Annotated in this window: 12 protein-coding genes; 9 read left to right on the top strand and 3 right to left on the bottom strand. The window is 72.2% G+C overall.

The features are described from left to right. Positions 1–4 precede the first annotated feature (4 nt). Together HOO61_RS07135 and HOO61_RS24815 are read left to right on the top strand one after the other, a co-directional pair. Positions 5–622 carry a hypothetical protein gene (locus HOO61_RS07135; protein WP_172257901.1) on the top strand — a complete coding sequence of 206 codons (618 nt, stop codon included), beginning with the start codon at positions 5–7 and terminating at the stop codon, positions 620–622. 187 nt (positions 623–809) lie between these two features. Next, positions 810–1,910 carry a GNAT family N-acetyltransferase gene (locus HOO61_RS24815; RefSeq protein WP_172257902.1) on the top strand — a complete coding sequence of 367 codons (1,101 nt, stop codon included), beginning with the start codon at positions 810–812 and terminating at the stop codon, positions 1,908–1,910. Positions 1,911–1,917: 7 nt separating this feature from the next. On the opposite strand, the gene HOO61_RS07145 is transcribed toward HOO61_RS24815, so the two are convergent. Further along, entirely contained in the window at positions 1,918–3,021 is a 1,104-nt protein-coding gene (locus HOO61_RS07145) for a TRAP transporter substrate-binding protein (RefSeq protein ID WP_172257903.1), read from the bottom strand. Positions 3,022–3,152: 131 nt separating this feature from the next. Here HOO61_RS07145 and HOO61_RS07150 point away from each other — a divergent pair, with 131 nt between their 5' ends. Next, positions 3,153–5,072 (top strand): BMP family ABC transporter substrate-binding protein, encoded by a 1,920-nt coding sequence (locus tag HOO61_RS07150; protein WP_172257904.1) that lies wholly within the window; start codon positions 3,153–3,155, stop codon positions 5,070–5,072. 15 nt (positions 5,073–5,087) lie between these two features. Here the strand turns inward: HOO61_RS07150 and HOO61_RS07155 are convergent, their stop codons facing one another. Then, on the bottom strand, positions 5,088–6,071 hold the full coding sequence (locus HOO61_RS07155; protein WP_253941979.1) for an ABC transporter ATP-binding protein: 984 nt from the start codon (positions 6,069–6,071) through the stop codon (positions 5,088–5,090). Between the two features lie 3 nt (positions 6,072–6,074). On the opposite strand from HOO61_RS07155, the gene HOO61_RS07160 reads away from it, so the two are divergent. From HOO61_RS07160 to HOO61_RS07170, 3 genes are all read left to right on the top strand, one after another. Beyond that, the gene (locus tag HOO61_RS07160; RefSeq protein ID WP_172257905.1) at positions 6,075–6,773 is read left to right on the top strand and encodes an ABC transporter permease; all 699 of its coding nucleotides are present in this window, start codon (positions 6,075–6,077) and stop codon (positions 6,771–6,773) included. Then, positions 6,773–7,531, top strand: coding sequence for an ABC transporter permease (locus HOO61_RS07165; RefSeq protein WP_172257906.1), 759 nt, complete (start codon positions 6,773–6,775; stop codon positions 7,529–7,531). Before HOO61_RS07160 ends, HOO61_RS07165 begins: the two co-directional genes overlap by 1 nt. 63 nt (positions 7,532–7,594) lie before the next feature. Continuing rightward, positions 7,595–8,548 (top strand): glycine betaine ABC transporter substrate-binding protein, encoded by a 954-nt coding sequence (locus HOO61_RS07170; protein WP_172257907.1) that lies wholly within the window; start codon positions 7,595–7,597, stop codon positions 8,546–8,548. Between the two features lie 86 nt (positions 8,549–8,634). Here the strand turns inward: HOO61_RS07170 and HOO61_RS07175 are convergent, their stop codons facing one another. Further along, positions 8,635–9,744 (bottom strand): glycosyltransferase family 2 protein, encoded by a 1,110-nt coding sequence (locus HOO61_RS07175; RefSeq protein ID WP_172257908.1) that lies wholly within the window; start codon positions 9,742–9,744, stop codon positions 8,635–8,637. Between the two features lie 46 nt (positions 9,745–9,790). Between HOO61_RS07175 and HOO61_RS07180 the strand changes: the two genes are divergently transcribed. The 3 genes from HOO61_RS07180 (at position 9,791) to HOO61_RS07190 (ending at position 12,654) form a co-directional block, all read left to right on the top strand. Beyond that, positions 9,791–10,909, top strand: a complete 1,119-nt coding sequence (locus HOO61_RS07180) for a sulfotransferase family protein (protein ID WP_367650055.1) — start codon at positions 9,791–9,793, stop codon at positions 10,907–10,909. Beyond that, on the top strand, positions 10,906–11,856 hold the full coding sequence (locus HOO61_RS07185) for a glycosyltransferase (RefSeq protein WP_172257909.1): 951 nt from the start codon (positions 10,906–10,908) through the stop codon (positions 11,854–11,856). Before HOO61_RS07180 ends, HOO61_RS07185 begins: the two co-directional genes overlap by 4 nt. 75 nt (positions 11,857–11,931) lie before the next feature. Then, entirely contained in the window at positions 11,932–12,654 is a 723-nt protein-coding gene (locus HOO61_RS07190) for a hypothetical protein (protein WP_172257910.1), read from the top strand. Positions 12,655–12,716: the final 62 nt, after the last annotated feature.

The raw sequence follows: 12,716 nt of genomic DNA on the forward strand, positions 1-12,716 counted from the left end.
CGCCATGCCTTCCCAGCAGTCACAGCAGTCCCAGGCGTCCCGCACGCCTGCTCGCCGCCGCCAGCGCAGCACGCGCCTGGCCGTGGCCGTCGCGCTCCTCGCCGTCGGCGCGGCCCTGGTGATCGGCGCGCTCGCGTCCTCCTCGGCCGGACTGACCGCTGTCGCTGCCGTCGTGGCCGTGCTCGCCGGCGCCGCCGCGACCCGCATCACCCACTCCGAGCTCATGCAGGCCCGCCGCGACGCCGCCCGGGACCGGGCGGTCCAGGCGCAGGAGTACCGCGCCCTCACCGAGCGTCGTACGGCCGAGTCCGCGGCCTTCGCCGCCGACATGCGCCGCAAGATCAACGAGCGCGAGGAGGCCATCGACGTCCTCGAGCGCGCCCTCTCCAACGCCCAGAAGAACGCTGCCGAGCAGACCCTCAAGCGTGGCCAGGAGGCCCGCCGCGCCGACGCCGCCGAGCGCGGCCGCGACGAGGCCCAGCTCGGCCGCGACGACGCCGAGAACCGTGCCGCCGAGGCGATCGTGGTCGTCGCCGAGCTCGAGGCGGAGCTCGACGTCCTCCGCGCCGAGCTCGACTCGCTCCGCGCCGCCGCCGCGCGCCGCAACCACAAGAGCGCCTGAGCCCCCGCGGTTCGGCCCTCGCTTGAGCGGTGGCCCACCCACGTTCCTGACGCCGGGAACGTAGGTGGGCCACCGCTGTCTCCGCGTGCGGGGCGTGTCGCCCGGCAAGCGGTGCCGCACCTGCATCCCGTACGTCGGAAAGGTGGCTGGCGCACCGCCCGGAGCGCGTACGGAACAATGACCGACCGTGATCCCTGAGGACAACCGGTTCGAGAGCGACCCCACCGATGCGCTGCCCGACGACCCGGGGCTCCCGGCGGGCTGGGTGGCCGAGACGCCGGACGGCGACGACCCGGCGACCGTCGAGCGGCTGACCGAGCTGCTGCGCGACCACGAGCGCGCCGGCCGCGGCTGGGCGGGATCGGGTGAGGACGACGTACGCGTCGAGGTCTCCGAGCGCGGCGCGGCCATGCGGGAGAACCTCGTCGTACGCGACCCCGACGGCCGGATCCAGGCCTGGGGCAGCGTGCACGACCGTGCCGAGGGCCGGATGCTCTTCGTGCACATCGTCGCCCGCGACGTCGACGAGCGGGCCGCCGACCGCTGCAGCGAGGTGCTCCTCGAGTGGGCCGAGTCGCAGGCCAGGGCGGTCGGCGCGGCCCGCGGCCTGACCGAGCAGCAGATCGACACCGGCTCCTTCGCCGACGACGAGCGCCAGCACGGCTGGCTGGCCGACGCCGGCTTCGAGCGGGTCCGGACCTGGTGGCAGATGAGCCGCTCGGTGGAGGCCGCGGAGGCCGAGCTGGTCCCCGACCCGGCGCGCTGGGAGCGCAAGGGCGTGGTCTTCCGCCTCGTCGAGCGGCAGGGCGGTCCCGACTCCGACGGGATGCCTGACGAGGCCGACCTGCGCGCGGTGCACGACGTGCTCGAGGGCGCGTTCACCGACCACTTCAACTCGTCGGAGGAGACGTTCGACGAGTTCATCCACCGGCTCCGCGAGGACCCCGGCCATCGGTGGGACCACTGGTGGCTCGCCGAGATCGTCGACGGTGAGGGTGGCGAGCCGGAGCCGGCCGGCGCCCTGGTCGGCACCGTGAGCGAGTCCGGCACCGGGCCCGACGGCTCGTACGTCTCCTACCTCGGCGTGCTCGAGTCCGCGCGAGGTCGCGGGGTGGCGACCGGCCTGCTCCGCACGATCATCGCCGACGCCGCCGCCCGCGGTCGCGACCGCGTCGGGCTCGAGGTGGACGCCGACTCACCGACCGGGGCCGACGGGCTCTACACCGCGATGGGCTGGGGCACGAAGTACGTCACCGAGTCGTGGCACAAGGACGTGACGGTGCGCTGAGCCGGACTCAGCAGGTGCCCACCCCGTCCGTCCTGGGCAGGTCGACCACCAGCTCGGCGATCTCGTCCGCGAGCCGACGAGTGCTGTCGGGGTCCGCCGGCGGATCCACGGCCACAAGGGCGCCGCGCAGCGCGCGCACGTCGTCCACCGTTGCCTCGATCACCCGGCCGCCGGCTGCACAGAAGGCGCGGGCGTCCTCGGACTCGTCCGGCCAGTCGCGCGCCTCCTTCTGGAGCTGGAAGGCGGCCCTTCGCAACGCCTTGCGGTGATCCTCCTCCAGGCCCTCGAAGTCCTCGCGGTTGACGAACAGCACGTTCACCTTCGGGAACAGCGGTTGGTTCGCTGCCGTCGTCAGGCGGGCGGCGGTTCCGGTGGAGAGGACGCCTGCGAACGACGACTCGACGCCGCTCAGCTCACCCGACGCCACCGCGGCGTCCCAGGCGTGTGACTGGACGTCCGTCGTCGTCGCGCCAACACGGGCGAGGACGGCATCTGTCATGCGTGAGTACGGGGCTCGCACCACCGCGTCCGACATCAACGCAGGTGTCGTGAGCGGATCGCCGTACGAGAAGAGCCGGCGCACGTCCTCGGGGTAGAGGGCCAGCCCGGTGAGCCCGATGTCGTCCAGCCCCTCCATCAGCTCGTCGACCACGGGACTCTCGACGACCACCCCCACCCGCTTCGTGGACGTGAGGAGGAACGGCGTCTGCAGTGCCTGCAGGGAGGAGACGTCCAGCGCGTCGAAGGCTCGTGCGGGCACGAAGCCCAGCTGGTGGTCACCACGGATGACGGTGCGCGCGACGGCCTGGTCCCAGTCGTCGGGGTTGCCGGCCGCCTCCCAGGCCGGCACCAGCAGCATCGTCCCTCCCGACGTCTCGTGCAGCAGGACCGTCAGGCGGGCGATGGCCTCGCCGGTCGGGGTGTCGGGTCCGTCGTTGGTCGCGATCGTCCACCGGACCTGGGTCGGGCCCGTCCGCGCAGCGTCGATCGGCGCGCTCGCAGCGGTCTGCGGTGCGTCGTCGCTGGGTGTGCCCGTCGGATCCTCGGAGCAGGCCGCAAGGCACAGGCACGGTAGTGCGAGCAATGATGGAAGCAGCGTTCTCCGGTCCATGTCGACTCCTGTCAGTGGGAGCACGACGCTTCCTGCCGCCACTTCAGGATCGCTCCAGATCTGGTCTAGAGGGCTCCACAACGGGTCGGCAGGCGTCGTCGGCCCGGCGGGGGCTGTGCCACACTGCCGAGGTGGGGGACGTGGACACCTCGTGCCTGATCCGGCTCCTCGGTCCCGTCTGGGTGCACCCGGGACTCGGGGCGAGAGACCTCGGGTCCCCCAAGCAGGCGGCTGTTCTCGCCGTGCTCGCGCTGAGGGCCGGCGACGTCACGCCCCGCGACGTGCTGGCAGACCTGGTGTGGGACGGGCGGCCGCCGAGGACCTACGCGCACTCGTTGCAGCTCTACGTCTCGGCGCTGCGGCGCGTGCTGGAGGAGTCAGGCTCCCGAGTTCGCATCGACACCGTTCACCACGGCTACCGGCTCGATGTCAGACCTGACGCCGTCGACGTCCTGCGGTTCCGGCGCATGGTCGCGGACGGCAGTCGTCTGGCTGCGTCCGAGGACTGGAGCCTGGGGGCGGCCACGCTCGAGGACGCACTGCGCCTGTGGGGTGGGACGCCTCTGGCCGACGTGTCCGTCGGTGACCCACCCGGAACCGGGAGCTCCCTGCACGAGCTCCGGCTCGAGGCGCTGGAGTCGCTGGCCACCGTCCGTCTCGCCCAGGGCGACCTTCAGCGGGCGATGGCCGCTGCGCGGGAGGTGCTCTCGGTGGACGGGTTGAGGGAGCAGTCGAGGTTGGTGCTCATGACAGCACTGTCCCGCGCGGGCCGTCAGGCGGAGGCACTGCGCACCTACGAAGAGGCCCGACGTCTGCTCGACGACGAGCTGGGCGCTCTGCCGTCCGCGGAGCTGCGATCGGTTCACGCGCGCATCCTTCAGCGGGATCCGTCGCTCGAACCGGACGTCGAGGTCACGGGCCCGGGATCCTCGCCCCCCGACGCGGCGGTCGGCCGAGACCGGCCGCGCGCCGCTCGTGTCGTCGTGTGGCTCCTGCCGGCGTGCGTCCTGCTGCTGGCCGCGGCACTGGTCCAGAGGCCCGACCCGCCGGGCCGCAGCGCTGCGACCCGGCTCGACCCACCTGGTGACGTGCTGCTCGTCCAACCCTCGGACGGCACGCTCAACAGCCTGATCGAGCAGGGATTCGATCGTGGCGTGACCGAGTTCTCACTCGTGGGTCGCGAGCTGGTGCCGGAGACTGACGACGCCGCCCCCCTCATCGACGACAACCTCCGAGAGGGCGCCTTGGTGGTCGACTTCACCCTGGGAACGGACCTCGCAACCCTTGCCCGCCGCCACCCGCGGTCGACGTTCGTGGCGCTCGATGACCCGGACGTCGCGCGGGAGCCGAACCTGGCCACGGTCCGGTTCGCCAGTCAGGAGGCCGCCTACCTTGCGGGCCATGTCGCTGCGCGGACCACTCGCACCGGTGTCGTGGGTTTCCTCGGGGGCGTGGACTTCCCGACGGTGTGGCCCTTCGAGACCGGTTTCGCGGCTGGAGTGGAGGCGGCCGACCCCGACGTCCGGGTCCTCGTCCGCTACTTGGCCTCGCCGCCCGACTTCGGGCTGGGCTTCGGGGATCCGCAGGCCGGGGAGCAGGCCGCACGACGCCTCTTCCGCGACGGAGCCGACGTCGTGCTCGCCGCTGCGGGTGACTCTGGGCTGGGTGCCTTCGAAGCCGCAGTCGAAAGGTCGACGGACCGATCGCACCTGTGGGTCATCGGTGCTGACTTCGACCATTACGAGGAGCTGGGAGCCGTGACCGGTACGGCGGACGTGCAGGGGTGGCGGTCCCACGTCCTCACCTCAGCGGTGCTCCGCTTCGACCAGGCCGTCTACGACGCCGTCGCCGGCTACGCGCGCGACGACTTCCGATCGGGTGTCCACCGGTACGACCTCTCCAACGGTGGGGTTGGTCTTGCCTTCTCCGGAGGGCACCTCGAGGAGCTGCGCCCCGAGCTGGAGGCGGTGCGCTCGCGCATCGTGCAGGGGAACGTCGCCGTGGCGTGCGCCCCCGAACGCGTCCCGCCGGCCGATCGGATCGCCTGTTGACGATCGGCGCCGGCCTCAGCGCAGCGACTCGCGCAGCGCGCGGTGCACCCCGGCGGGGGTGAGCACGCCGAGGAACGTCGGCCCGCGACGCACCCCGACCATCGGCTTGTCGTCGCGGAGCATCGCGGCGAGCGCGTCCTCGAGGGAGGAGTCGATGTCGATCGCCGAGCCGAGGTCGCCGGTGGAGACACCGTCGAGGGGCTCGAGGTGGTCCTCGCGGAGGCGGGTCACGGTGAGCGTGCGGAGGCCGCCGGAGCCCACGAAGTCGGCCACCTGCTCGTCGGCGGGGTGGGCGAGGAGCTCCCCGGGGGTGGCGTACTGGACGAGCCGGCCACCTGCGGCGAAGACGGCCACGCGGTCGCCCATCCGGATGGCCTCGTCGATGTCGTGGGTCACCAGGACCACGGTCTTGCCGAGCTCGTCCTGCAGCCGACGGAACTCGTCCTGCAGGCGGCCGCGCACGACGGGGTCGACGGCACCGAACGGCTCGTCCATCAGCAGCACGGGCGGGTTGGCCGCCAGCGCCCGGGCGACGCCGACGCGCTGCCGCTGGCCGCCGGACAGCTCGTGGGGGTACTTCCTGGCGTACTGCGCGGGCTCGAGGCCGACGGTGTCGAGCAGCTCGTGGGCGCGCTCGCGCGCGGTGGCCTTGGACTCCCCGTAGAGCAGCGGCACCGTCATCACGTTCTGCTCGATGCGCTGGTGGGGGAACAGGCCGATCTGCTGGATGACGTAGCCGATGCCGCGGCGCAGCTCGACGGGGTCGGCGTCGGTGACGTCCTGGCCGTCGAGCCAGATGCGCCCGGTGGTGGGCTCGATCAGCCGGTTGATCATCTTGAGGGTCGTCGACTTGCCGCAGCCCGACGGGCCGACGAGGCAGACCATCTCGCCACGGGCGACGTCGAGGTCGAGCTCGTGGACGGCCACGGTCCCGTCGGGATAGGTCTTGCCCACGCCCTCGAGCCGGATCATCGGCTCGGCGCCCCGTGTAGCGTCCATGCGGTGACCATACTGGGGGCAGCCGACTCCGGGCCGAGCTGCTACAGCCGGTTCGTCAACGAGTGGTTCTGCTGGCAGTACGTCGAGGACCGGCACGAGCAGATCACCGATGCGCTCGTCGAGCACGTCCTCATCACGCTCGCCGCCCTCGCGCTCGGCATCGCCATCGCCCTCCCGCTGGCGCTGGTCGCACGGCGGCTGCCGCGCCTGGAGTCCGCGGTCCTCGGGTTCAGCACGGGCGTCTACACCGTCCCGTCGCTGGCGCTGCTGCCGTTGCTCGTGCCGTTCACCGGCCTGTCGGCCGCCACGGTGGTCATCGGGCTAGGCCTCTACGCGCTGACCATCCTGGTCCGGGCGCTGCTCGACGGGCTGCGCTCGGTGCCCGACGACGTACGCGAGGCGGCCCGGGGCCTGGGCTACGGGCCCGCACGCATGCTCACCAGGATCGAGATGCCGCTCGCGCTGCCGGTCGTGATGGCCGGCCTGCGCGTCGCGGCCGTGTCGACGATCGCGCTGACCACCGTCGGCACCTTGGTGGCGTACGGCGGCCTGGGTGACCTCATCGCCCACGGCGTCGCGCGGGACTTCCGCGCCGAGCTGATGACCGCCGCACTGCTGTGCGTGGCGCTGGCCGTCGTCCTCGACGTCGTGCTGGTGCTGCTGCAGCGGGTGCTGACGCCCTGGACGGCGGGGGCGCGCTGATGGACCTGTTCGCCGAGACCTGGCAGTACCTCCTCGACCCGGACAGCTGGACCGGTGGCAGCGGCCTCGTCGCACGACTTCTCGAGCAGCTGCTGCTGACCGCCACCGCGCTCGTCGCCGCCATGCTGCTCGGGCTGCCCCTCGCCCTGTGGCTCGGCCACCTCGGCAGGGGCGGCTTCCTCGCCGTCAACATCTCCAACGTCGGCCGTGCCGTCCCCACTTTCGCCCTGCTGGCCCTGCTGGTCGCGGCAGACTGGCCGGGGTCGGCCGACTTCGGCCCCTACGGGCGCGCCGGCCTCGCGACCCTCATCGCGCTCGTGCTCTTCGCGCTCCCGCCGCTCATCACCAACGGCTACGTCGGGATGCGCGAGGTGCCGTCCGACGTCCAGGAGGCCGCCGACGGCATGGGCATGTCACCGGCCCAGCGATTCTGGCGCGTCGAGCTGCCGCTGGCGCTGCCGGTGGTCGCGTCCGGCGTGCGCCTCGCCCTCGTGCAGGTGTGGGCCACCGCCACCATCGCGGCGCTCGTCGCCGGGCCCGGTCTCGGGCGCATCATCACCGAGGGCTTCGCCCGCAACGACTACGCCCAGGGCATGGCGGGGGCCGTGGTCGTCGCCCTCGTGGCCCTCGTCCTCGAGCTCGCCGCGGCCGCGGTCCAGCGCGCCGTCGACCCGATGCCGCGCGCTCCGTCACCAGATCGTGATGACGGGTTGTCGGTGCCCTCGTCTACGGTGGCAGAGGCTCCCACCGGGAGCTGAGCGGACCCGCTCGCATCACCGGACACGCGTGGCCTCGCCACGGGACACAGAAGGTTTGACGACATGCACGTACGACGTCCGCTGATCGCGGTCACCGGTCTGGCCCTGACCGCCCTGCTCGCCGGTTGCGCCGGCGACGACCTCGCCTCCGAGAACGACGACTCGACCTCCGGCTCCGGCGGGGGAGGTGGCGAGGGCACGTCCGTCGTCATCGGCAGCCAGAGCTTCGACGAGGCCGCGCTCGTCACCGCGATGTACCAGCAGGTCCTCGAGGCCGAGGGCTACGAGGTCGAGACCCGCCTTGTCGACACCCGCCCGATCTACCTCAACGAGATGCCCGACTCCGTGCAGATCGCACCGGAATACGTCGCCGGCATCGTCGACCAGCTCAACACCGACGCCAACGGCCCCGACGCCGAGCCGCTGTCGACCAGCGACGCCCAGGAGACCATCGACGCGGGCGCGTCGCTGCTCGAGGAGAAGGGCATCACCCTGCTCGAGCCGTCCGAGGCATTCTCCGCCAACGGCTACTTCGCCAGCCAGGAGTTCTCCGACGCCGAGGGCGTCACCAAGCTCTCCGACCTCGAGGGCCAGGCCGTGACGCTGGCCGCCGCGCCCGACTGCAAGGGTCGCACCGACTGCGAGAAGGGGCTCGTCGACACCTACGGCATCGACATCACCCTCGAGCCGCTGGGCTACGCCTCGACCGAGACGTTCCAGGCCGTGCTCGACGGCGAGGCCCAGCTCGGTCAGACCAGCACGCTCGACGGCACGCTCGAGGACCAGGGCCTGCTCCTGCTCGAGGACGACAAGGGCATCCAGCCCGCGCAGAACCTCATCCCCGCGGTGTCGACCGACTTCCTCGCCGACAACCCCGACATCGAGGGTCCGCTCAACGACCTGATGGCGGCGCTCGACAACGAGACCCTCGGCCAGCTGCTCGTCAGCGTCCAGATCGACCGCGAGCAGCCGGCCGACGTGGCCCAGGAGTTCTTGGAGTCCGAAGGCCTGCTCTGAGACGAGCAGCCGCGAGCGAGGGACGAGCTCGCGGTGTGGGCTCGGCCAGATTGAGCAAGCCCCCGCGACGGGCGCGTCGAAATCAGTCACATCTCGTGGTCCCGCAGCGCCAGCGCTGCGGGATCCACGGTGGTCTCGTCGAGCACCGAGGGCGGCACCGACAGCCGCCACGACCCCGTGGCGATGTCCTGCACCCGCGGGGCGGGCCCGTCGAGCGTCGCCACCCACTCCATGAGCGCGGTGACGTCGGCGCGGCGGTCCTGCTCGACGAGCCAGCCCGCCAGCCGGTGGACCGGCGGCAGGCCGCTGTGCACCAGCGAACGTCGACCCCACAGCTCCAGCACGCCTGAGCGCAGCAGCCGCCACCACTCCGGCGTGCACCCCGGCACCAGCAGGAAGTAGCGCCACAGGTCACCGGCCAGCACCCGGTCGACGAAGACCGCCTCCACGTCGGCCGACCCGTGCTCGCGCACCGACGCGAGCGACGTCCGCTTGGTCTCCCAGCGGTCGGCCAGGTCCTGGAGCGAGGAGGCCCGGGTCTGCGTGATCGAGCCCTCGCGGATCCGCCACCGGTAGACCACCTCGTCGAGCACGTCGAAACGGCCCTCGAGGAACGCTCGCGTCGTCGTGGGCTGGTCCTCGTAGCGCACGCCCTCCGGCCAGGACAGGCCGCGGTCGTCCCACCACGGCCTGCGGAAGACCTTGTTCCAGGCGAAGACGTCACCGAGGATCTCGGGCCGGTCCTCGACGCGCGCTCCCCGCAGCGGCCGGTGGAGGCGCCGCATCCACGGTGGCTCGACGAGCCGGTCTCCCTCCCAGCGCACGATCGAGCCGGTCGCGAAGTCGGAGCCCGTGCTGCCGAGCGCGCCCACCAGGTCGGCGTACGCCGTCGGCGGCAGCACGTCGTCGGAGTCGAGGAAGGCGAGCAGGTCGCCCCGCACGTGCTGGGCGCCGAGGTTGCGGGCTGCCCCCAGGCCGCCGTTGACGGAGTGGACGACCCTGATGCGCCGGTCGCGTCGCGCCCACGCGTCGGCGAGCTCGCCGGTGCGGTCGGTCGCCCCGTCGTCGACGATCACCGCCTCCCAGCGCGTGTGCGTCTGGGCGAGCAGGGAGCGGACGCAGTCGTCGAGGTAGTCCTCCACGCCCCATGCCGGGATCACCACGCCGAGGAGGGGCGAGCGGGAGAACAGCCTCATACGGCCGGACCCTAGGACATGGCCCCGCGCCGGTAGGCTGCCCGCCGTGACCGAGCAGCCCAGAGCGATCGACGAGATGAACCCCGACGGAGTGCCGCGGAAGGTCCTCTTCGTCGCCGGCGCCGGCCGCAGCGGCACCAGCACCCTGGCCGGCATCGTGTCGCGGCTCGGCATGCACGTGCCGCTGCCCGAGGTGCCGCCCGACGACTCCAACCCGCGGGGCTTCAGCGAGCCGCAGTGGGTGGTCGACGTGCACGACGAGTGGCTGCGCGAGGCGCTGGTGCAGGTCAGCGACAGCCGCCCGGAGGCGTGGTTCGACACCGGCCGCATCTGCAGCCGCGAGCCGGCGAGGATCCGGGTCAGCGAGTGGCTCGAGCCCCACTTCGCCGAGCACCCCGAGCTCGTGGTCAAGGACCCGCGGCTGAGCTGGTTCCTCGGCCTGTGGCGGGTCGCCGCGATCCGCACGGGCGCGACGCCGGTCTTCGCCACGATGCTGCGCCCGCCCGCCGAGGTGGTCGGCTCCAAGCAGAAGTACTACGCCAACAAGCTCGGCTCGGCGCACCTCGCCGCCAGCTGGGTCAACATGCTGCTCCACACCGAGCGGGCCACCCGCAGCGTCGACGCGGTGGGCGAGGGCGACGCGGCGCAGGGCCGCGTCTTCGTGCGCTACGAGGACCTGCTGACCGACTGGGTGAGGACGACCACGGCCATGGGCCAGGCCCTCGACCTGCAGACGATCATCCACACCCGCAGCGACCAGATCCGCGAGGTGCACCGCTTCATCGACCCCAACCTGCGCCGCGTGAGCGCCACGCTCGACGACCTCGCGCTGCCCAGGCGGCTGCACGACCTCACCGGCCAGACGTGGGAGGAGCTCAACAAGCTCGCCGACGAGGGCGGCGACACCGCCGCCGCGCACGAGACCTTCGACCAGCTGCGGGCGGAGTACGTCGACCTCTACGAGGAGGCGGCGGCCATCAGCCGCTCGACCGCCGAGCACGCGCGGCACCAGGCCCGGCGACGAGCGCTCCACGAGGCCGCGGCCGAGGGGAGCTCCAGGTCACTCGCCGACCGCGTGCCCCACGACGTACGCGCCGCGATCCCGCCGTCGGTGCGCCGCGGGGTCCGCAAGGCGCTCGGCCGGGAGCGGGACGGGCAGCCGTGAGCATCCCGATCGGCTCGGGCCACGGCCTGACCAACATCGAGGGCCACGACGAGTTCGACATCGTCTGGCCGTGGAACCAGCCGGGCGGGCTGCGCCGCGGTGCCACCGCGGTGCTGCGGGTCAAGAACGAGGCCCCCGGCCTGCGTTTCGTGCTGCCGCCGCTGCTGCGGGCGTGCGACCACGTGCTGCTCGTCGACAACGGGTCCGACGACGGCACCGGCGAGGAGGCCCTGCGGGTCGCAGCCGAGCACGGCCTGTCCGACCGGTTCACCCTGAAGGAGTACCCCTTCCAGGTGGCCCGCGCCGGCGCCGAGCACCTCGCCGTCAACGAGCGCTCGGTCCACTCGCTGGCCTACTTCTACAACTGGTGCTTCTCCCACGTCCGCACCCGCTACTCGTGGAAGTGGGACGGTGACATGGTCCTCACCACCGAGGGTGAGGTGTCGATGGCCGACCTGTCGTGGCAGGTCGGGATGGCCGAGACCGTCATCCGCTTCCCGCGTCACGGGCTCTACATCGAGTCGGACCGCAAGGCCTACCTCGACCTCGGCCTGCGGAACATCGAGGAGTGGGGCTTCCCGATGAGCCCCGACTACGTCTACACCAAGGCGCCGGAGTGGGAGATCCGCACGACGCCCGAGCACATCGAGATGTTCGCCCTGCCGCAGGGGCTCTGCGTCGAGCTCAAGTGGCTCGACGGCGACGAGTTCGCCCACTGGACCAACCCCGAGTCGTTCGCGACCTCGATCCGCAACCGGCGCAAGCGCCGCGAGTGGCTGGTCTGGAACGCGCTCCACGACGGGCAGGTCCCCGAAGGCGTCGTCGAGATCGAGCCCCCCGAGGGCGTGCACGTGGTCGACCACGTCACGCACACCTGGCTGCCGCGGGCACCGCGTCCCTTCGTCGTCGACGACCCCGACCACGCCAAGCTGCACCTGCGCGCCTGATTCGGACGACAGTTGTCCTCTAGGCATCCACCTCGGGCCGGGGACTGGTTCGCGATCCCGCTTCAGGGGGAGGCCGTGGCGCTCGGCTACGCCGCAGTGGTGACGCCCGACTACTTGATGATGGCCTACCTGTTTGCGGTCGACGCCGGCGCCCTGGAGGACCGGGTGTGGCAACGGCTGGGTCCGGAGGATGCGCTGACGGCGGTCGTGACCGGGGTCCGCGGGCTGACCTCAGGGCACTGGCGTCACCTCGCTCACGCCGAGCCGGCCGGCTCCTGGCCCGATCCGAAGTTCCAGCGTGAGACGCCCACGGCCCACGGCGCCATGGTGCACGCCGTGACCAAGGCGGCCGACCTGGTGAATGACCGGTCCTCGGCGGAGATCCCGCCCGCCGAGAAGGGGGGACGACCATCGGACCGGGTCCTCGGGTTCAAGAACGTCGCGCCGTTCGTGCAGCAACTCATCGCGCGGGGGGCGCTCCCGATGTCGCAGCAGCCATGGTGGGCTGGGGTGGCAGCGCGGCATTCGGCCGGGCACGGGCCGCGGCGGTACGACACGGTCCTGCTGCGGCTGGATCCGGACTGGGCAGGCGACCTGCCCAGACTGCTCGACGAGCTCGCCCGCGGCGTGCAAGAAGAAGGCGACGTGGACGGCTCCGTCGTCGGAGCGGACGGCATCACGGTGTTCCTCTACGGCGCCGACGGGTCTTCCCTGGCGAGAGCCGTCCGGAAGGTCCTCGCCCGGCCGGAGCTGGAGGTCGCGGCGTCGGTGTCGGTACGCGCTGCCCACTGCGACTGAGCCTGCGCAGGTCGCGACCGTCGTCGGGTGAGGCGGTTCACACCCGGTCCGGGGCATACCGG

Origin of the sequence: Nocardioides sp. zg-1230, from assembly GCF_013155335.1 — a bacterium.
GTDB lineage: Bacteria > Actinomycetota > Actinomycetes > Propionibacteriales > Nocardioidaceae > Nocardioides.